The following is a 17,948-nucleotide window of genomic DNA, read 5'->3' as shown; positions in this document are numbered from 1 at the left end:
CCGCGTGTCATACAAACCCATTCCACCCGCCCCGGACCGGCGCGCACCGGCAAGGCATTTCTATGATGGCGCCGTACTTCCCATATGGAAAAAGGATTCATCCCATGCAAGCCTTCCGGATCGTGGTCATTGGTGCGGGGCAGACCGGCACTCCCTTGCTGCAGCAGTTGCTGGACGCGCCCTTCGTGCAGTTGCTCGGGGTGGCCGACCTGGACCTGGACCAGCCCGGCATCGCACTGGCGCGCGCGCGTGGCGTGCCGGTCACCACACGGTTCATGGATCTGGTGGATGCAGCGGTGGACATCATCATCGACGTGACCGGCTCCCCCCAGGTGCGCGAGTCGTTGCGCAGCAAGATGGTGGAGACCGGCAACACGCACACGCTGATCATGCATGAGGCGATTGCGCTGCTGATGATGTCGCTGTCGGCCGGCCGGCTGGTGACCAGCAAGCACAGCGATCTGGAGTATTCCTGAACGCAGGCGGCCGCGCCTCTACAGAAATCCGATCGACAGCCAGGGCACGGCCGCCACCGCCACCGTACCCAGCAACAGCGCCAGCAGGTAGCCCACGATGGGCCGCAAGCCCTTGTCCGGGTGGATCTGGCCTATGGCGCAGGCTGCGTAGTAGCCCACGCCCAGTGGTGGGGCGAACAGGCCCAGGCCCATGGCGAGCACGACGACGATGGCGTAGTGCACTTCATGGATGCCCAGGTCGCGTGCGATGGGAAACAGCAGCGGGCCGAACAGCACGATGGCGGGTATGCCTTCCAACACCGATCCGAGGATGACGAAGATCAGTAGCGAGACCGCGAGAAACGCGGGTGCCCCGCCGGGCAGGGCGGCCATCGCCTCCGCCAGCGAGCGCGAGAAGCCCGATTGGGTCAGGCCCCAGGCCATGGCCGTGGCAGTGCCGATGATGAGCAGGATGGCGCCCGACAGCGATGCCGTGGCCACGAGCATGGGCCCCAGGCGGCGCCAGTCGAACTGGCGGTAGATCAGCAGACCCGCAATGGCCGCGTAGGCAATGCCCAGGGTCGAGACTTCGGTGGCCGTGGCCACGCCCTCGACCACGGCCGCGCGGATCACGAAGGGCAGCGCCAGTGCCGGCAGGGCGATGAAGCCTAGCCGCGCGATCTGCGACCAGGGCTGGCGCTGTGTCTGCGGCGGCTGGTCATGGCGCGAGCGCCACCAGACGACTAGGCACAGCGACAGGCCCAGCACCAGGGCCGGCAGCAGCCCGCCCGTGAACAGCGCGGCGATGGAGACACCCGTGACCGAGCCGATGGTGATCAGCACCAGGCTGGGCGGCACGGTTTCCGTCTGCGCGCCCGTGGCTGACAGCAGGGCCACCAGATCGCCTTCGTCCGCGCCGCGCTTGCGCATTTCGGGGAACAGGGCCGGAGCCACGGCCGCCATGTCGGCCGCCTTGGAGCCCGAGATGCCCGAGACCAGGTACATGGCCCCCACAAGCACATAGGACAGGCCGCCGCGCACATGGCCGAGCAGGCCCGCGAGAAAAGCCACCATGGCGCGCGCCATGCCCGTCATCTCGATCAGCAGCCCCAGGAAGACGAACAGCGGAACGGCCAGCAGGATGAGGTGGGACATGCCTTCGTCCATGCGCCCGACGATCACGGGCAGGGCGGTGTCCGTGGCCAGGGCCAGATAGCCGAGCGTGCCCAGGCCGAAGGCAAAGGCAATGGGCACGCCGCCGAACACGCAGGCCGCGACCACGCCGACGAAGAAGACCAGCAGGTTCAGGCGCCCCAGGTCCTCGAAGAGGCCGAAGATGCCGTTTGCCAGCACGAACGCCGCCATGACGGCGGCCACCACGGCCAGTGCCTTCCAGGCCGCCGCCTTTTCGCCGCTGCGCACCAGGCGCAGCACCGAGAAAACAGCCATCAGCACGATGCCGGCGGGCAGTGCCGCAGCGCGCCAGATGTTGGAGATTTCCAGCGCGGGCGTGGTGATGAAGCGCTCGTCCGCTGCCCATTCCCATGCGGGCCAGGCAACCAAGGCGAGAAAGGCCAGCGTGGCACAGGTGCCGATGGCATCGAACAGGGCCCGGCGCGCAGGCGACAGGCGCGAGAGCAGGGCCGTCATGCGCATGTGCTCGGCGCGCCGCAGTGCGATCACGGCACCCAGCATGGCCAGCCAGATGAAGAGCATGGAGGCCAGTTCATCCGCCCAGACCAGTGGCTGGTGGAAGACAAAGCGTGCCACCACTCCCGCAAACAGCACGCCGATATCGGCCAGCACCAGCAGGCCCGCCGCGCAAGCCACGGCCGCGCCCATCCAGCGGTCGATGCGGTCCCACGCGGTCCAGGCATCGTGCGGGGTATGGGCGGGCTTGTCCTGGGGCGCAGTCATGCCAGCGCCCCGACGCTGCGCTCGAGGATGGCCCAGGCCTGGTCACCGTGCTTGCGCTTCCATTCGGCGTAGAAGCCGGCCTTGCGCAACCGCTCACGGAAGGCGGCGGTGTCGGCAGTGTTGAAGGCCAGGCCCTTGGCGGCCAGCTCCTTTTGCAGGCCAGCGTTGAGCTCGGCGACATCGTCGCGTTCGCGCAGGCCTGCGGCATTGATGTGTCGCGCCACGATGTCGCGCAGGTCTGGGGGCAGCCTTTCCCAGGCGCGGCGGTTGGCCAGGAACCAGAAACCGTCCCACATGTGGTTGGTGAGCGAGCAGTACTTCTGCACCTCGTAGAGCTTGGCCGTGGAGATGATGGCCAGCGGGTTCTCCTGCCCGTCCACGATCTTCGTCTGCAGCGAGGAATAGACCTCGGCAAAGTTGATGGACGCGGGCGCGCTGTCCAGCGCCTTGAACATCGAGGTCCACAGCGGAGAGACGGGCACGCGGATCTTGAAGCCCTGCAGGTCGGCGGGACCCGCGATGGGGCGCGTGGAGGAGGTGATCTGCCGGAAACCGTTGTCCCAGATGCGCTCCATGGCCACCAGGTTGGCCTGGGCGATGCGTGCGCGGATATGGGCGCCCAGCTCGCCGTCCATGGCCTTCCAGACACTGTCATAGCCGTCGAATGCAAAGCCCACGCCGCTGATGGAGGCTGCCGGCACCAGGGTGGACAGGATCAGGCCCGACAGCGTGAAGAACTCCACGCCGCCCGAGCGCAACTGGCCCAGCACATCGGTGTCCGAGCCGAGCTGCCCATTGGAGAAGACCTGGATGTCCACCCGTCCACCGGTCTCGGCCAGGATGGCCTGCGACATCTGCAGGGCCCGGATGTTCATGGGATGCGTGGCGGGCAGGTTGTTGGCGTACTTGTAGCGGAATTCGGCCTTGCTGGCGAAGGCGCTGCGCTGTGAAAGGGCCAGTGGAAGGGCGCAGGCTGCGGCACCGTGCAGCACGTGGCGTCGGGAAAGGGTCATGGCTTGTCTCCTGAGTGTTGTCTTTGTGTCGTTCGGGCGCAAGCTGCGCGCGGGGGGCGCATCACGGGGTCGGGGCGGCCTGCTCCTTTCCCTGCGTCATGTTCTGCAGCAGGCGTTCGCGTATGTCCTTCTTGACCACCTTGCCGTAGCCCGAGCGGGGCAGGGCGTCCCAGAAGTGGAACTGGCGCGGCCAGCGGTAGCGCGCGCAGCGGCCCTCCAGGTGCGCCAGCAGCGCCTCGGCCGTGAGGTCTCCAGCGGTGGCATCGGCACCCTCCCGCGCGACCACCACGGCCACGCCGATCTCGCCCCAGGTGGCGTCGGGCATGCCGAGCACGGCGACCTCGGCCACGGCGGGATGGGTCAGCAGCGCCTCCTCGATTTCGCGCGGATAGACGTTGGAGCCGCCCGAGATGTACATGTCCGATTCCCGCCCCGTGATGTAGAGCAGGCCCCGCTCGTCCAGCCGCCCGAGATCGCCCGTGTGGAACCAGCCGCCCCGAAAGGCCTGGGCCGTGGCCTCGGGGTTGTCGTGGTAGCCCGCAAAGACGGCGGGGCCGCGGCAGCAGATCTCGCCGATGGCGCCCGTTGGAACGGGCTGCAACCGGTGGTCGAGGATGGCGACCTCCATGCCCGTGCGCGGGCGCCCGCAGGTTCCGATCAATGTGTCGGCGGTGCCGGTGCTGCCGTCGCTGTGCCCGTCGTCCAGTGCGTGCATGGAGGGCGTCAGCACGGTGATGCAGCCCGTCACCTCGCCCAGGCCGAAGTACTGCACCAGCACCGGGCCCAGCTTGTGCAATGCGCGCTGCTGGTCGGCGTGGTACATGGGCGCGCCCGCATAGACCACGTAGCGCAGCGATCCGTGGTCGAAGCGGTCCACCGCGGGGTCTTCCACCAGCAGCTTGACGATGGTGGGCACGGTGAAGAGATTGGTGACCCGGTGCCGCTGCACCAGCTCCCAGACCTCGGCAGGGTCCAGCCGGTCGGCGGTGGGCAGCACTGTGGCCGCACCGCGCGCCACGTTGAGCAGGGCATGTATGCCTGCGCCGTGCGACAGCGGTGCCACGGCAATGGAGCAGTCGCGCTCGTCCGTGCCCGGGATCAGGTCGGCAAGGTGGTTGGTCACCACGAAGGCCATCTGTCCATGGGTGAGCATCGCGGCCTTGGGCCGGCCTGTGGTGCCGGAGGTGTAGAAGAACCACAGCGGCGTATCGGCATGCACATGGGCTGCAGATGCGGGAGCGCCTGCGTTGTCATGCAGCAATTGCTCGTAGTCCTGCTCGCCCTGGCTTTCGCGAGGCCGGCCGATGGTGATCACATGCCGCAGCCGTGGCGAAGCGGCGCGCACGGCGTCCACATGGCCGGCGAAGCCCTCTTCGGCCAGCATGGCGGTGGCGCCGCTGGCGTGGCCCAGCCAAGCCACTTCGGATGGTGTAAGCCGGAAGTTGACCGGCACCCAGACGGCGCCGAGCCGGAAGGCGGCCCAGCAGCTTTCAAACAGGGCAATGCCGTTGCGAGACTGCACCAGCAGGCGGTCACCGGCCTGCATGCCCAGCGCGCGCAGGCCTTGGACCAGCGCATTGACGCGCGCATCGATCTGCGCCCAGGTCCAGCGGCGGTCGCCCTGGATCAGGCCGGGCCTGTCGGGAAACAGGGCGGCCGTCTGCGACAGCAGCAGCGACAGGTTGGCTGCCTGGGGCGCGGGGACTGCCGCGATGTCCGCAGGTGCAAGCCTGTTCATGCGGCCTCCAGCACGCTCAGGTAGTTGGCCACGGCCGCACCACCCATGTTGAAGACGGCGCCCAGCCGGGGCGCGGGCAGTTGCATGGCCCCGGCCGAGCCTGACAGCTGCATGGCCGCCATCACATGCTGGGAAACGCCTGTCGCGCCTATGGGATGGCCGCGCGACTTGAGTCCTCCCGACGGGTTGACGGGCAGCCGCCCGTCGCGGCATGTGCTGCCGTCGAGGATGGCGCGCGCGCCTTGGCCATGTGGCGCCAGGCCCATGGCCTCGTATTCCAGCAGTTCGGCCATGGTGAAGCAGTCATGTGTTTCCACGAAGCCCAGGTCGGCCAGCGTGACGCCTGCGTCGGCCAGCCCGCGCTGCCACGCCAGGGCGGCGCCTTCGAAGCGCGTGGGGTCCCGCCGCGACAGGGGCAGGAGGTCGTTGACCTGGGTGCGCGAGCGCCAGCGCACGGGCGCCACGCTGGCATTGCCGCAGGCCTGGCGCGAGATGACCAGGGCGGCCGCGCCGTCGGAGACCAGCGAGCAGTCCGAGCGCTTGAGCGGGCCTGCGACGAAGGGGTTCCTGTCCGAGGCGTGGCGGCAGAAGTCCAGGCCCAGGTCACGCCGCATGTGGGCGAAGGGGTTGTGCACGCCGTTGGCATGGTTCTTGGCCGCGATGGCTGCCAGTGCATCGCTCTGGTCGCCGAAGCGTTCGAAATAGCGGGTGGCGATCTGCCCGAACACGCCTGCGAAGCCCGCCGGTGTGGCAGCTTCCTCCTTCACGTAGGAGCAGCGCAGCAGGATCTCGGCAATTTTCTGCCCAGGCTGGGCGTTCATGATCTCGAAGCCCACCACCAGCGCGCAACGTATGCGGCCGGACTGCACGGCGTCGAGCGCAGCCCAGATGGCAGCCGAGCCGGTGGCGCAGGCGTTCTCGCTGCGCGTGGCGGGCACATGGCGCAGTTCAGGCACGGCCAGGGCCACCAGGCTGGCGCTGAAATCCTGTGGCAGAAGGCCGCCATTGAAGTGGCCGACGAAGATGCCGTCGATGTCCCGGGGCTCCAGGCCGGCGGTTTGCAGTGCCGGGTCGATGGCGTCACGCAGCAGTTGCTCGGCATCGGCTGCGGCATGCTTTCCGAAGGGCGTGTGGCCCCAGCCGATGATGCGGGGTGGGTTCATGGCGTGGCTCCTGTGGTGCGGGCGGTGTTCAGGACTGCGCGGACTGCACTGTTGCCGGTGCCTCGGCCAGCCGGCGGCGCAGCGTGGGCAGACCCACGCCTGCGGCATCGAAGCCGCCGTCGACGGCCAGCACCTGGCCGTTGATGAAGCTGGCCGTATCGCTGCAAAGAAAGCCCACGGCCTCTGCCATTTCCTGTGGTGTGCCGTAGCGGCCCAGCGGGATGGCGTCGTGGTAGTCGGAGCGTATGGCGACGCTGTGCACGAGCTTGGCCATCTCGGTCTCCACCGGCCCTGGCGCGATCACGTTGACGCGCACGCCCAGATTGCCAAGTTCCACCGCATGCTGGCGCGTCATGTGGATGAGGGCGGCCTTGCTCGTGCCATAGGCCACGCGCAGCGTGCTTGCCCGGAGGCCCGAGATGGAGGCGATGTTGACGATGGCTCCGCCGCTGCCGCCGTGGCCTTCGTTGCGAGCCATCCGGGCACCGAAGGCCTGCGTGCAGAGAAAGGCGCCGTCGAGGTTGGTGGCCATGACCGTGCGCCATTCCTCGAACGATGTCTCCAGCACGGGCTTGAAGACCGCCACGCCGGCGTTGTTGACCAGCGCATCCACGCGGCCCCAGCGCGCCATGACGGCGGTGGCGGCCTCGTCCACCTGCTGCGGGTTCGAGACGTCGCAATGCTGGCACAGCAGCCGGGCCGGGCAGTCCATGTCCTGCGCCGTGCGCTCCAGCGTTTCACTGTCGATGTCCAGCAGCGCTACGCGCCAGCCCCGCTGTAGAAACCATTCGCCGATGGACCGGCCTATGCCGCGCGCCCCTCCGGTGACCACGGCGACGCGTGCGGGGGATGGATGGGAATCTCGTTGGTTCATGGACAGGCTCCTGGATCCGGGGTCAAGGCAGAAGGGGTTTGGGGAAGCCACTCTTCGAGGGTCAGCTCGAAGGTGATGCAGACGGGGTTGGCTCCGGCCACGAAGGGGCCGCCATGCACCTGGCCGGTGGTGTCGGCGACCACGCCGCTCAGGCAGGCACGCAGCGAGCCGTCGTCCTGGCAGCGCACCTCACCGGCGAGGCTGACCACCTCGATGGCCGGCCCGCGCAGCAACAGGCAACCGCCGTCGGCGCGCGCCAGGCAGGCATCGACCAGGCTGCCCAGGGCGCCGCGCACGAAGGCGTTGCGAAAGCCCTGCAGTGCGCAGAGCTTTTCCACGCTCAGCACCAGATCTTCGTTGGGGGCAATGCGTGCGTAGGCGACGCGGCCCATGCGGCCCGACTCGACCATGCGGGCCTCAGCCATGGCAGACCTGCGCGGCGGCCGGACGCATCAGGGACATGCGCGTTTCAGGGTCGTAGGCGATGCGCAGTCCGAACCCGTCCAGCGAGGTCGCCAGGGCGCTGACGGGCGCATTGACGATGCGGCAGCGCTGCGTGAGCACATGGCCGCCGAGCAGGTGGCCCTGTGCGCTGGAGAAGACGGCATGGCAGTGCAAAGCCGGATGCCCTGTTTCGGCGCAGCCGAGCGTGGCGTTGCCGAACAGCAGCCTGGCGGCCTGCAGTGTCGCGGGCGGGCCGTAGGTGGCCACGACATGGCCGCTGCGATCGGGTGGCGCCACGCAGAAATCCAGGTCTTCGAGATCGCCTTCCAGCAAGGTCAGCGAGGCACTCTCGACGCTGGCCGATGACAGTGCGCCGACGATGGCGTCGAACAGCGTCAGCCCGGGCGCCAGGGCCAGCCGCATGTGGCGCGCAGCGGGCGCTTGCCGGTGATCCAGTCGCACGGCGCTGCAGGGGCCGGGATGTATGAGGGTGCGTGGCCTGGGCAGGCCCGCGAGGCGCTCTGGCATGTTTGTCTCCTGCTGCTGCTTTGTATTCAGCTTGTGTTGTCCTGGGCGCGGGATGGTGCGTACAGGCCTGCAGCGCAGTCTAGGGATCTGGTTCAATGCAAGGAAATTTGCAATTCATATGGATCGATTTGCGGAGGCTATGAATGGACATGCGACATCTGCGGTGCTTCGTGGCCGTGGTCGAGGAGATGCACTTCGGTCGTGCGGCCGAGCGCCTGCACCTGACCCAGCCCCCCGTGAGCCTGGCCATCAAGGAGCTGGAGGAGGAGCTGGGCGTGACGCTGCTGGAGCGCACGTCGCGGCGCATCGTGCTTACGAAAGCCGGGGAGGATGCGTTGCGCGACGCCCGTGCCGTGCTGGCCGCTGCCGACACCATGCGGCGCCGCGCACGCGAGACCTCGCAGGGGCTCATGGGCTCCATGTCCATCGGGTTCATCAGCCTGCCGGCCTACTCCTTCCTGCCGGAAACGCTGAGGCGCTTTGGCGAGGACTATCCGCAGGTCCGGCTATCGCTGCAGGAGGGCACGACCGACCAGATTGCACATGACATCGAGAGCGGGCGGCTGGATATCGGCCTGGTATTTCGCACGCCGGACCTGCCCGCGTCACTGGACTCTGTGCTGGTGCGCAGCGAGCCGCTGGTGGTGGCCTTGCCCGAGTCCCACCCGCTGGCCCGCAACCGGCGCATCGCGCTGGAGAAACTGGCCCAGGAGCGTTTCCTGGGCTTCGAGCGCCACCAGGGGCCGTTGATGTTCGATGCCATCGTCTCCACCTGCATGCGCCACGGCTTCAGCCCCCGGCTGTTCGCGGCGCGGCAGATGCACACCATCGTCAGCCTGGTCTCTGGCGGTTTGGGCGTGGCGCTGGTACCCGCCTGTGTGCAGGCCCTGCACCGTGAAGGCGTGGTCTACCGGCCCTTGTTGGGGGAAAGGACGGCCGTGGAGACGGTCGCCGTCTGGCGGCGTGCCGATGATTCGCCGCTGGTGCGTGCGCTGCGGGGGTATCTGCCTGGATCTACAGCCACTCCTTCATCCACCCCAGCCCCTCGCTGGTAGCGTGCGCGGCCGCGCCGCGCGCGGGGCGGTATTCGCAGCCTATCCAGCCGTCGTAGCCAAGCTGGTCCAGCAGGCGGAACAGGTAGGGGTAGTTGACCTCGCCGACGTCGGGTTCGTGGCGTTCGGGCACGCCTGCGATCTGCAGGTGGCCCATGCGGCCCGTGGGCAGGTACTGGCGGATCTTCATGGCGAGGTCGCCTTCGACGATCTGGCAGTGGTAGAGGTCCATCTGGACCTGGACGTTGGGCTCGGCAATGTCGGCCAGCAGCGCATGGGCCTGGTCCTGGCGGCTCAGGAAGAAGCCGGGCATGTCGCGGCCGTTGATGGGCTCCAGCAGGATGGCGATGCCGTGGGGCGCGGCCAGCCGTGCGGCGTGGCGCACGTTGGCGATGTAGGTGGCGCGCAGGGCATCGTCGCTGGCGCCTTCGGGCTTGAGGCCGGCCATCACGTGGATGCGCGGGCAGCCCAGCGCGCGGGCATAGGCAATGGCGCGTTCCATGCCCTGGGCAAATTCCGCCTCGCGCCCGGGGATGCAGGCCAGGCCGCGCTCGCCCGCGTTCCAGTCGCCGGGCGGGGCGTTGAACAGCACCTGCTGCAGGCCGTTGTCCTGCAGTCGCTGGGCCAGTTGCTCGGGCGCGAAGTCGTAGGGAAACAGGTATTCGACGGCCTGGAAGCCGTCGCGCGCGGCGGCCTCGAAGCGGTCAAGAAAGTCCAGGTCGTTGTAGAGCATGGACAGGTTGGCGGCGAAGCGGGGCATGAAGGCTTTCCTGAAAACGGAGGCTGAGTGTGGCATCAGGCGCGCTGCAACGCGCCGAAGGCCTTGGTGAAGAAGTCCGTGGTGCCGAAGTTGCCGGACTTGAGCGTGAGGTGCAGCCCCTGCGGCGCCAGGGGCGAGGCGGCATGGCACCAGGGCACGCCAGGGTCGATCTGCGGCCCTATGCGCATCTGCTCGATGCCCAGCGCCTGCACGCAGGCGCCCGAGGTTTCGCCACCGGCCACGACGAGCTGGCGCACGCCCATCTCGACCAGCCCCCGGGCGATGGCGGCGATGGTCTGTTCGACCAGTGCGCCGGCCTGCTCCACGCCCAGGCGGCCCTGCACGGCCTTGACGGCCGAGGATTCGGCCGTGGAGTAGATCAGCACCGGGCCGCTGGCGATGTGCTGGCGGGCCCAGGCCAGGGCCTTGCCGGCTGCGTCCTCGCCGGCGGCGATGCGCAGGGGCTCCAGCGCCAGGGCAGGGCGCCCCGAGGCGATGAAGTGCGCCACCTGTGCATTGGTGGCCACCGAGCAACTGCCTGAGACGACCGCCTGCAGGCCGGTGGCGGTTGGCAGGGCAGCGGCCTGTACCGAGGGCTGTATGCCGAAGTTCGCGGGCAGGCCGATGGCCACGCCCGAGCCGGCCGTGACAAGCGGCATGCCGGCCAGCGCCGGGCCCAGGCGCAGCAGGTCGTCGTTGGAGACGGCATCGACCACGGCCATGCCCACGCCCTCGGCCTGGAGTGCGGCGATGCGCGCGCGAATGGCGGCTTCGCCCTGTGCGACCGCCACATGGTCGATCAGGCCCACCTTGCGCCGTGTCTGCGCCTGCAGCACGCGCACCAGGTTGGCATCGGTCATGGGCGTGAGAGGGTGGTTGCGCATGCCGCTTTCGCTGAGCAGCACATCGCCCACGAACAGGTGGCCCTTGAAGACGGTGCGCTGGTTATCGGGGAAGGCCGGTGTGGCGATGGTGAAGCCACAGCCCAGCGCGTCCATCAGCGCATCGGTCACGGGGCCGATGTTGCCCTGCGGCGTGCTGTCGAAGGTGGAGCAGTACTTGAAGTAGATCTGCGGCGCGCGGCCATTGGCGCCCTGGGCCTGCAGCCATTGGAGGGCCTGCAGCGATTGCGCAATGGCGTCGGCCGGTGCGATGGTGCGCGACTTGAGCGCGACAACGACGGCGTCCACGCCCTCGTCCACCGGGCCGGCAGGCACGCCAATGCTTTGCACCACGCGCATGCCTGCGCGCACCAGGTTGTTCGCCAGATCGGTGGCGCCCGTGAAGTCGTCGGCTATGCAGCCCAGAAGAAGGGTCATGGGGATTCCGATGGAGCCGGGGGCAGGGTGATGCCCGGGAAGATCTTGATGACGGCGCTGTCGTCCTCGCGGCCATGGCCGGCGGTGGATGCCTGCATGAACATCTGGTGGGCCGTGGAGGCCAGGGGCAGCGGGAATTTGCTGTGGCGCGCGGTGTCCAGCACCAGGCCCAGGTCCTTGACGAAGATGTCCACGGCCGACAGCGGGGTGTAGTCGCCGGCCAGCACGTGGGCCATGCGGTTCTCGAACATCCAGCTGTTGCCGGCGCTGTGGGTGATGACCTCGTAGAGCGCGGCGGCATCGACGCCTTCGCGCAGGCCCAGGGCCATGGCCTCGGCCGCTGCCGCGATGTGCACGCCGGCCAGCAGCTGGTTGATGATCTTGACCTTGCTGCCCGCGCCCGCGCTGTGGCCCAGGCGGTAGACCTTGGCGGCCATGGCGTCGAGCACGCCTTCGCAGGCGGCATAGGCCTCGGGGTGGGCGGCCGTCATCATGGTCATCTGCCCGGACGCGGCCTTGGCCGCGCCGCCGGAGATGGGCGCGTCAATGTAGTGCACGCCCTGCGCCTGCAGCCTGGCCTCCAGCGCCACGGACCAGTTGGGGTCCACGGTGGAGCACATGACGAAGACGGAGCCGGGCTGCAGCGCAGAGGCGATGCCGCCTTCGCCGAACAGCACGGCCTCGGTCTGCTGGGCGTTGACGACCACGCTGACGATGATGCGGCAAGCGGCGGCCATGTCGGCCAGCGTGGCGCAGGCCGTGCCACCTTCGGCAGCGAAGGCGGCTGCGGCCTCGGGGCGGATGTCGTGGACATGCACGTGGTGGCCGGCGCGGCGCAGGCTTTGCGCCATGCCGGCGCCCATGGCGCCCAGGCCGATCACGCCGACGGCGCGGGGTGTGGCGGTGGTGTGGTTCATGGCTGGCGTCGGGGTGTCAGGTCATCGGCGATGTAGGCGCGCACGATGGCCGCAAAGTCCTCGTCGCCGCGCAGGCCCAGCCGGTTGGCGCGCGTGGTATCCCAGCGGCCGGGCCAGCTGCCGACGATGCGCTCGACCTTGTCGTCGCGCTGCCAGCTCACGCGGTTGGCCACTTCGTCGCCCGCCACTTCGCGCAGCGCGCGCACCATGTCGCCCGCGCTGACGGACACGCCGGGCAGGTTGATGGGCCGGCGGTCGGCGACGGCACTGGCATCGAGTTCGCAGCCTGCGACCAGGGCCTCGACGGCGCGGCGCGGGGACAGCAGCCACAGGCGCGTGGTGGCACCCACGGGGCAGTTGGCCGCTTCGCCGTTGAGGGGCTCGCGGATGATGCCGCTGGCAAACGACGAGGCGGCCGCATTGGGCCGGCCCGGGCGCACGCTGATCGTGGGCAGGCGCAGCACGCGGCCGTCGACAAAGCCGCGCCGCGTGTAGTCGGCCAGCAGCAGCTCGGCAATGGCTTTTTGCGTGCCGTAGGAGGACTGCGGGTTCAGGGCCGTGCCGTCCAGCACGGTGTCGGGCAGGTCGCCCCCGTAGACGGCCACCGAGCTGGTGAAGACCACGCGCGGCATGTGGCCCACGGCGCGGCAGGCCTCCAGCAGGGCGCGCGAGGCATCGAGGTTGATGCGCATGCCCAGGTCGAAGTCGGCCTCGGCCTGGCCGCTGACCACGGCGGCCAGATGGAAGATCACGGCCGTGTCCTGGTCTATGGCGCCGCGCAGCACCTGCGGGTCGGCGATATCGCCCACCAGGGAGCGCACGCGCGTATCCGCGATGGAGTCGTTGGCCACCACGTCGAGCAGGTCGATCTGGTGGATGGGCCAGCGGGTGCCGGCCAGCGTCAGCGCACCCTGTTCGAGCAGCTTGCGGGCCAGGCGCTGGCCCAGGAATCCGGCGCCGCCGGTGATCAGTACTTTCATGTGTCTTGGGGCTTGGAGCTTGAAGGATGGGAAGAAGGGCCGGTCAGCGGTTGACCATCTTTGCGGGGGTGAGCCAGACCGCGATGGCGCCCACCACGAGCACCCCCGCCAGCACGAACATGCCGGCCTGCGTGGACTGGGTCAGGTCCTTGAGGTAGCCGATCATGTAAGGGCTGGCGAAGCCCGCGAGGTTGCCGACCGAGTTGACGATGGCAATGCCCGCCGCCGCCGCCGTGCCCGACAGAAAGGCCGTGGGCAGCGACCAGAACAGCGGCGCGCAGGTCAGCACGCCGGCTGCGGCCAGCGAAAGGAAGATCAGGGAAAGAACCGTGTTGTCGGCGAAGAAGGCCGTCATCGCAAAGCCCACGGCGCCCATCAGCGCGGGCACGATCAGGTGCCAGCGGCGCTCGCGGCGCTTGTCGGCGCTGTGGCCCATGAGGTTCATCACCACGATGGCGCACAGGAAGGGGATGGCACTGAGCAGGCCGATGTTCAGCGCGCCCGTGACGCCCGTGGACTTGATCAGCGTGGGCATCCAGAAGGTCAGCCCGTACTGGCCGGCGACGAAGGCGAAGTAGATCAGGCACATCCACCAGACGCGGCGGTCGGCGAAAACGGCCTTGAGCGAATGCTTCTGGGAGCCTGAGTGCTGCTGGTCCAGCTCGATCTCGCGCGCCAGCAGCTGCTTTTCGGAGGCCGTCAGCCACTTGGCGCTGGAGATGCCGTTGTCCAGATAGAAGATGGTCACCACGCCGATCACCAGGGCGGGGATGGCCTCGATCAGGAACATCCACTGCCAGCCGTGCAGGCCATGGTCGCCGTGGAAGGCCTGCATGATCCAGCCCGACAGCGGGTTGCCGAAGATGCCGGCCACGGGGATGGCCGACATGAACAGCGCCACGATCTTGGCGCGCCGGTGGGCCGGGTACCAGTAGGTCAGGTACAGGATCACGCCGGGGTAGAAGCCCGCCTCGGCCAGGCCCAGCAGAAATCGCAGGATGTAGAAGCCCGTGGGCGTTTCCACATACATGAACATGGCCGACAGAATGCCCCAGGTGATCATGATGCGGGCGATCCAGACGCGCGCGCCCAGGCGGTGCATGAGCAGGTTGCTGGGCACCTCGAAGAGGAAGTAGCCGATGAAGAACACGCCTGCGCCCAGGCCGAACACGGTCTCGCTGAAGCCCAGGTCCTGGGACATCTGCAGCTTGGCAAAGCCCACGTTCACGCGATCGAGGTAGGCGATCACATAGCACAGCATCAGGAACGGCACGAGGCGCCAGAACACCTTGGCGTAGGCGCGCGCCGTCTCCGGAGAGTCGGCCTGGGCAGGGTGGGCCCCGGCCTGGCCGGATGCGATATCCGTTGTCGTCATTTCAAGTCTCCCTTGGGTTCGCCGCTTGATTCGCCGCTTGGTGCGCCGCCTGGCGGCTGCGCGGCTGTGGATGGGCTGGGTGGTGGAATGCGGCCGTGGGCGCCGCTGTGCAAATCAGTAGCGCGCCCCGAAGGTGGTGCGCAGCTCGTCGATGGCGGCCGCGTCCAGGGGCTGCGGCCGGGGATGGGTCATGAGCCAGAGCCTTGCGGTTTCCTCCAGCTCTTCCAGCACATGGCTGGCCTGCTCCACCGAGCGTTCCCAGACCACGGGGCCCAGGCGCTCGAACAGGGCGCCGCGCACCTGGCCGGCCAGCGCGGCCACCTCGGCGGCGGCCTGCGGATCGCCGGGCCGGCGGTAGCGGATCAGCGGGATGCGGCCCACCTTCATGACCTGGTAGGGGGTGATGGGCGGCAGCACCTCGTCCTCGCGCCAGACGCCGGACAGCGTCAGCGCCACGAGATGGGTGGAATGCGTGTGGATGACGGCGCGCGCCTCGCCGTCATTGCCGTAGATGCCCCGATGCAGGACCAGGGTCTTGGAGGGCTTGGCGCCGCTGACCCACTGCCCGCCGGCATCGACCTTGGACAGCTCGGCCGGGTCGAGCCGGCCCAGGCAGGCGTCGGTGGGGGTGATCAGCCAGCCGTCATGCAGGCGCGCACTGATGTTGCCGGCAGCGCCGACGGTGTAGCCGCGCTGGTAGAGGCTGGCGCCGGTGGCGCAGATCTGCTCGCGGATGCGGGATTCGTCGCTCATGGGTGAACGCCCAGGCAAAGGCCGGGTGTGCGGGGTGCAAAAAGAGATGTGACTGATATTGTCATCAGGTCATCATACAAATTTTGCGCAAAAACCCAAATAAGGTGAAAACCCTTGGCCATGCGCCAAGGGGTGGTTTCGGAGGTTCAGGGCTTGGCGGCCAGGATGTCGCGGGCCAGGCGTTCGCCGTCCTGCTGCCAGAAGCTGGCGTCGGCGCGGTGGATGCGGTCTATGGCGTTGCCCATGTGCGTGGCGGCGGCCTTGCGCGCGGCCTTGGGGTCGCCGGCCTCGATGGCCAGCACGATGCTGTGGTGCTCGCGTTCCACGGCCTTGCCGAAGTCCTCGCGCCGCGCCTCGTTGGCGCGCGTGATGCGCATGGCGCCGCGCAGGAACTGAGACAGGTAGTCCAGCGTGCTGATCAGGAACGGGTTGCCCGAAGCCTGGGCAATGGCGCGGTGAAACGCCATGTCTTCCTCCACGCCATCACGGCCCAGCCGCACGGCCTCGGCCATGGCGCTCTCCGCATCGTGGATGCGCTGCATATCCTCTTCGCTGCGCCGCCGCGCCGCGAGTTCGGCCACCTCGGTCTCCAGTGCGCGGCGCACCTCGGTGATCTGGATCAGCGCATTCCTGCCAGCCGCCGGCAGGCCTTCGAAGTCCAGTGGCTCTATGCCTGCCGCCTTCACGAACACGCCGCTGCCCTGGCGCGATTCCACCAGGTTGCGCGACTTGAGCTGGGACACCGCCTCGCGCACGACGGTGCGGCTGACCTCGAGCTGCTGCACGAGCTCGGCCTCGGTCGGCAGCTTCTGCCCCGGCTGCAGGTTGCCGGCGCGGATGCGCGCCTCCAGCTGCCGGGCAACCTGGTCCGCAAGCTTGAGACCGGGCTGGATGGCAGAGAAGGAAACCGTCATGGAGGGAGTGGGGGGCTGGGGAGACACGTGTGGCAGCGATTGTCTCAGAACGGTGCTGCCTGTACGGCCTGCTGCGGCAATCGACGCCCAGACCATCCATGGCGGCAGGAAAGAGACCGATGGTTCTGCCGGAGTTGCGCGGCGCGCCATACTTGCGCCTTTGCAATCCGCCTGCCACGCCCGCCCCGGGCCAAGGCCGCTTCGCCATGTCAACGCCCACCCCGCATTCCGCTGCACCCACAGAGCACTCGCACGATGGCGCCATTTCCGCTATTGCCGCCACTACCGCTATAGCCGCTATTCCCGCCATCGCCTCGCTGGCCGATGCCGCCTTCACCCAGCGCGTGCAGCACGCCATAGACCACAAGACCAAGCCTTTGGGCGCGCTGGGGCGGCTGGAGCAGCTGGCGCTGCGCATTGCCTGCATCCTGGGTCAGGACAGGCCGGTGCTGCAGCAGCCGCAGATGCTGGTGTTTGCGGCCGACCATGGGCTGGCTGCGCGCGGCGTGTCGGCCTATCCGGTGGATGTGACCTGGCAGATGGTCGAGAACTTCATGGCCGGCGGCGCCGCCGTCAGCGTGCTGGCGCGCCAGCATGGGCTGGCGCTGAACGTGGTGGACTGCGGCGTGGCACGCGACTTTCCCGCGCGCGAGCAGGACCCCGACGACAAGCTTCCCCAGCCCGGCCAGCCGCGCCTGTGGCGCCGCAAGCTGGGCTACGGCACGCGCGACTGCAGCCAGGGCCCGGCCATGACGGCCACCGAATGCGCCATGGCCCTGCGCAACGGCGCGGCCCTGGTGCGCCAGTTGCCGGGCAATGCGCTGCTGCTGGGCGAGATGGGCATTGGCAATACCTCCAGCGCATCCTTGCTGCTGGCGCGGCTGTGCGGCGAACCGCTGGCCGAGGTCACGGGTGCGGGCACGGGCCTGGATGCGGCCGGGCTGGCGCGCAAGATCGGTGTGCTGCAGGAGGTGCTGCAGCTGCACGCCCAGGCCACGGAACCGCTGGACGCGCTGGCGGCCATGGGCGGCTTCGAGGTCGCCACCATGGTGGGCGCCGTGCTGCAGGCCGCTGCCGAGCGGCGCGTCATCGTGGTCGATGGCTTCATCACCACGGCCGCCGTGCTGGTGGCCAGCCGCCTGCAGCCGGCCGTGCTGGAGCGCTGCGTTTTCTCGCACCGCTCGGGCGAGCCCGGCCATGTGCGCATGCTGGCCCACCTGGGTGCCGAGCCGCTTCTGGACTGGCAACTGCGCCTGGGCGAAGGCTCGGGCGCGGCCCTGGCCTGGCCGCTGCTGGTGTCGGCCTGCGCCATGCTGGGCGAGATGGCCAGCTTTGCGCAGGCCGGGGTGAGCACGCGCTCGGAACAGGCATAGCCGCCGGGGCTGCGCTGCGGCTAGCGCTGCAATGCAGCTGCCGCCAGCTTGCCCAGCCGCCTGACCAGCGCGCCAAAGCGCGCGGCATCGGTGTTGCCATAGCCGATCACCAGGCCGTTGTCCTGGGGCAGCGGTGCCAGGGCGAAGGACGACAGGGCGCCCGGGTTCATGCCGGCGCGCCGTGCCTGCTCCACGATGGTGCGGTCGGACAGGTCCGGCGGCAGCCGCACGGTCAAATGCAGGCCGCCGTGGCCGCCCAGCACCTCATGCTCCACGCCCAGTTGCGTGGCAAGCGCCTCGCGCAGGGCCGCCTGGCGCTCGCGGTACAGGCGCCGCATGCGGCCCAGGTGGCGCGAGAACTGGCCGCTGTCCA

General features: G+C 68.8%; 17 protein-coding genes and 1 pseudogene. 3 read left to right on the top strand and 15 right to left on the bottom strand.

Annotated elements, in window-relative coordinates; all coding sequences use genetic code 11:
• Positions 1-104: 104 nt before the first annotated feature.
• Entirely contained in the window at positions 105-476 is a 372-nt protein-coding gene (locus L995_RS25235; RefSeq protein WP_016445227.1) for a hypothetical protein, read from the top strand.
• An 18-nt stretch (positions 477-494) separates the two neighbouring features.
• On the opposite strand, the gene L995_RS25230 is transcribed toward L995_RS25235, so the two are convergent.
• The 7 genes from L995_RS25230 to L995_RS25200 form a co-directional block, all read right to left on the bottom strand.
• Entirely contained in the window at positions 495-2,372 is a 1,878-nt protein-coding gene (locus L995_RS25230; protein ID WP_047474087.1) for a TRAP transporter large permease, read from the bottom strand.
• Entirely contained in the window at positions 2,369-3,385 is a 1,017-nt protein-coding gene (locus L995_RS25225) for a TRAP transporter substrate-binding protein (protein WP_047217644.1), read from the bottom strand. Before L995_RS25225 ends, L995_RS25230 begins: the two co-directional genes overlap by 4 nt.
• Before the next feature lie 61 nt (positions 3,386-3,446).
• The gene (locus L995_RS25220; RefSeq protein WP_047474085.1) at positions 3,447-5,123 is read right to left on the bottom strand and encodes an acyl-CoA synthetase; all 1,677 of its coding nucleotides are present in this window, start codon (positions 5,121-5,123) and stop codon (positions 3,447-3,449) included.
• Entirely contained in the window at positions 5,120-6,286 is a 1,167-nt protein-coding gene (locus L995_RS25215; protein ID WP_047474083.1) for an acetyl-CoA acetyltransferase, read from the bottom strand. Before L995_RS25215 ends, L995_RS25220 begins: the two co-directional genes overlap by 4 nt.
• A 28-nt stretch (positions 6,287-6,314) precedes the next feature.
• Positions 6,315-7,160, bottom strand: coding sequence for an SDR family NAD(P)-dependent oxidoreductase (locus L995_RS25210; RefSeq protein WP_047474082.1), 846 nt, complete (start codon positions 7,158-7,160; stop codon positions 6,315-6,317).
• The gene (locus tag L995_RS25205; protein ID WP_017406556.1) at positions 7,157-7,585 is read right to left on the bottom strand and encodes a PPC domain-containing DNA-binding protein; all 429 of its coding nucleotides are present in this window, start codon (positions 7,583-7,585) and stop codon (positions 7,157-7,159) included. The genes L995_RS25210 and L995_RS25205 overlap by 4 nt, the downstream gene beginning before the upstream one ends.
• Entirely contained in the window at positions 7,578-8,132 is a 555-nt protein-coding gene (locus L995_RS25200; protein WP_047474081.1) for a PCC domain-containing protein, read from the bottom strand. Before L995_RS25200 ends, L995_RS25205 begins: the two co-directional genes overlap by 8 nt.
• Positions 8,133-8,275: 143 nt before the next feature.
• Here L995_RS25200 and L995_RS25195 point away from each other — a divergent pair, with 143 nt between their 5' ends.
• Complete coding sequence (locus L995_RS25195; protein ID WP_047327144.1) at positions 8,276-9,187, top strand: LysR family transcriptional regulator; 912 nt, start codon at positions 8,276-8,278, stop codon at positions 9,185-9,187.
• Here L995_RS25195 and otnI read toward each other — a convergent pair.
• The 7 genes from otnI to L995_RS25160 all read right to left on the bottom strand — a co-directional run bounded on the left by otnI (position 9,147) and on the right by L995_RS25160 (position 16,202).
• Positions 9,147-9,944 (bottom strand): 2-oxo-tetronate isomerase, encoded by a 798-nt coding sequence (gene otnI, locus L995_RS25190; protein WP_047474080.1) that lies wholly within the window; start codon positions 9,942-9,944, stop codon positions 9,147-9,149. The two genes, L995_RS25195 and otnI, sit on opposite strands and share 41 nt — an antisense overlap.
• Positions 9,945-9,979: 35 nt before the next feature.
• The gene (gene otnK, locus L995_RS25185; RefSeq protein WP_047474079.1) at positions 9,980-11,263 is read right to left on the bottom strand and encodes a 3-oxo-tetronate kinase; all 1,284 of its coding nucleotides are present in this window, start codon (positions 11,261-11,263) and stop codon (positions 9,980-9,982) included.
• Positions 11,260-12,180, bottom strand: a complete 921-nt coding sequence (gene ltnD, locus L995_RS25180) for an L-threonate dehydrogenase (RefSeq protein ID WP_047474078.1) — start codon at positions 12,178-12,180, stop codon at positions 11,260-11,262. Before ltnD ends, otnK begins: the two co-directional genes overlap by 4 nt.
• The gene (gene denD, locus L995_RS25175) at positions 12,177-13,160 is read right to left on the bottom strand and encodes a D-erythronate dehydrogenase (protein WP_047474077.1); all 984 of its coding nucleotides are present in this window, start codon (positions 13,158-13,160) and stop codon (positions 12,177-12,179) included. The genes ltnD and denD overlap by 4 nt, the downstream gene beginning before the upstream one ends.
• A gap of 43 nt (positions 13,161-13,203) precedes the next feature.
• Entirely contained in the window at positions 13,204-14,535 is a 1,332-nt protein-coding gene (locus L995_RS25170) for an MFS transporter (protein WP_047474076.1), read from the bottom strand.
• A 114-nt stretch (positions 14,536-14,649) separates the two neighbouring features.
• Complete coding sequence (otnC, locus tag L995_RS25165) at positions 14,650-15,288, bottom strand: 3-oxo-tetronate 4-phosphate decarboxylase (RefSeq protein WP_046988822.1); 639 nt, start codon at positions 15,286-15,288, stop codon at positions 14,650-14,652.
• A 146-nt stretch (positions 15,289-15,434) separates the two neighbouring features.
• Positions 15,435-16,202, bottom strand: a complete 768-nt coding sequence (locus tag L995_RS25160; RefSeq protein WP_047474075.1) for a FadR/GntR family transcriptional regulator — start codon at positions 16,200-16,202, stop codon at positions 15,435-15,437.
• 119 nt (positions 16,203-16,321) lie between these two features.
• Here L995_RS25160 and cobT point away from each other — a divergent pair, with 119 nt between their 5' ends.
• Positions 16,322-17,575, top strand: a complete 1,254-nt coding sequence (cobT, locus tag L995_RS25155) for a nicotinate-nucleotide--dimethylbenzimidazole phosphoribosyltransferase (RefSeq protein WP_082001626.1) — start codon at positions 16,322-16,324, stop codon at positions 17,573-17,575.
• Positions 17,576-17,595: 20 nt separating this feature from the next.
• On the opposite strand, the pseudogene L995_RS34505 reads toward cobT, so the two are convergent.
• A pseudogene (locus L995_RS34505) lies at positions 17,596-17,948 on the bottom strand (PLP-dependent aminotransferase family protein); the annotation flags it as partial.

It is taken from the genome of Delftia sp. ZNC0008 (genome assembly GCF_000799035.1).
Classification (GTDB): Bacteria; Pseudomonadota; Gammaproteobacteria; order Burkholderiales; family Burkholderiaceae_C; genus Comamonas; species Comamonas tsuruhatensis.
Note: the sequence above shows the minus strand (reverse complement) of the source record. Positions and strands in the feature narration are given on the sequence as shown.

Excerpts from the sequence above, each read along its gene's own strand:
- L995_RS25235 (WP_016445227.1), top strand. The coding sequence starts at position 105 with ATGCAAGCCTTCCGGATCGTGGTCATTGGTGCGGGGCAGACCGGCACT.
- L995_RS25230 (WP_047474087.1), bottom strand. The coding sequence starts at position 2,372 with ATGACTGCGCCCCAGGACAAGCCCGCCCATACCCCGCACGATGCCTGG.
- L995_RS25225 (WP_047217644.1), bottom strand. The coding sequence starts at position 3,385 with ATGACCCTTTCCCGACGCCACGTGCTGCACGGTGCCGCAGCCTGCGCC.
- L995_RS25220 (WP_047474085.1), bottom strand. The coding sequence starts at position 5,123 with ATGAACAGGCTTGCACCTGCGGACATCGCGGCAGTCCCCGCGCCCCAG.
- L995_RS25215 (WP_047474083.1), bottom strand. The coding sequence starts at position 6,286 with ATGAACCCACCCCGCATCATCGGCTGGGGCCACACGCCCTTCGGAAAG.
- L995_RS25210 (WP_047474082.1), bottom strand. The coding sequence starts at position 7,160 with ATGAACCAACGAGATTCCCATCCATCCCCCGCACGCGTCGCCGTGGTC.
- L995_RS25205 (WP_017406556.1), bottom strand. The coding sequence starts at position 7,585 with ATGGCTGAGGCCCGCATGGTCGAGTCGGGCCGCATGGGCCGCGTCGCC.
- L995_RS25200 (WP_047474081.1), bottom strand. The coding sequence starts at position 8,132 with ATGCCAGAGCGCCTCGCGGGCCTGCCCAGGCCACGCACCCTCATACAT.
- L995_RS25195 (WP_047327144.1), top strand. The coding sequence starts at position 8,276 with ATGGACATGCGACATCTGCGGTGCTTCGTGGCCGTGGTCGAGGAGATG.
- otnI (WP_047474080.1), bottom strand. The coding sequence starts at position 9,944 with ATGCCCCGCTTCGCCGCCAACCTGTCCATGCTCTACAACGACCTGGAC.
- otnK (WP_047474079.1), bottom strand. The coding sequence starts at position 11,263 with ATGACCCTTCTTCTGGGCTGCATAGCCGACGACTTCACGGGCGCCACC.
- ltnD (WP_047474078.1), bottom strand. The coding sequence starts at position 12,180 with ATGAACCACACCACCGCCACACCCCGCGCCGTCGGCGTGATCGGCCTG.
- denD (WP_047474077.1), bottom strand. The coding sequence starts at position 13,160 with ATGAAAGTACTGATCACCGGCGGCGCCGGATTCCTGGGCCAGCGCCTG.
- L995_RS25170 (WP_047474076.1), bottom strand. The coding sequence starts at position 14,535 with ATGACGACAACGGATATCGCATCCGGCCAGGCCGGGGCCCACCCTGCC.
- otnC (WP_046988822.1), bottom strand. The coding sequence starts at position 15,288 with ATGAGCGACGAATCCCGCATCCGCGAGCAGATCTGCGCCACCGGCGCC.
- L995_RS25160 (WP_047474075.1), bottom strand. The coding sequence starts at position 16,202 with ATGACGGTTTCCTTCTCTGCCATCCAGCCCGGTCTCAAGCTTGCGGAC.
- cobT (WP_082001626.1), top strand. The coding sequence starts at position 16,322 with ATGGTTCTGCCGGAGTTGCGCGGCGCGCCATACTTGCGCCTTTGCAAT.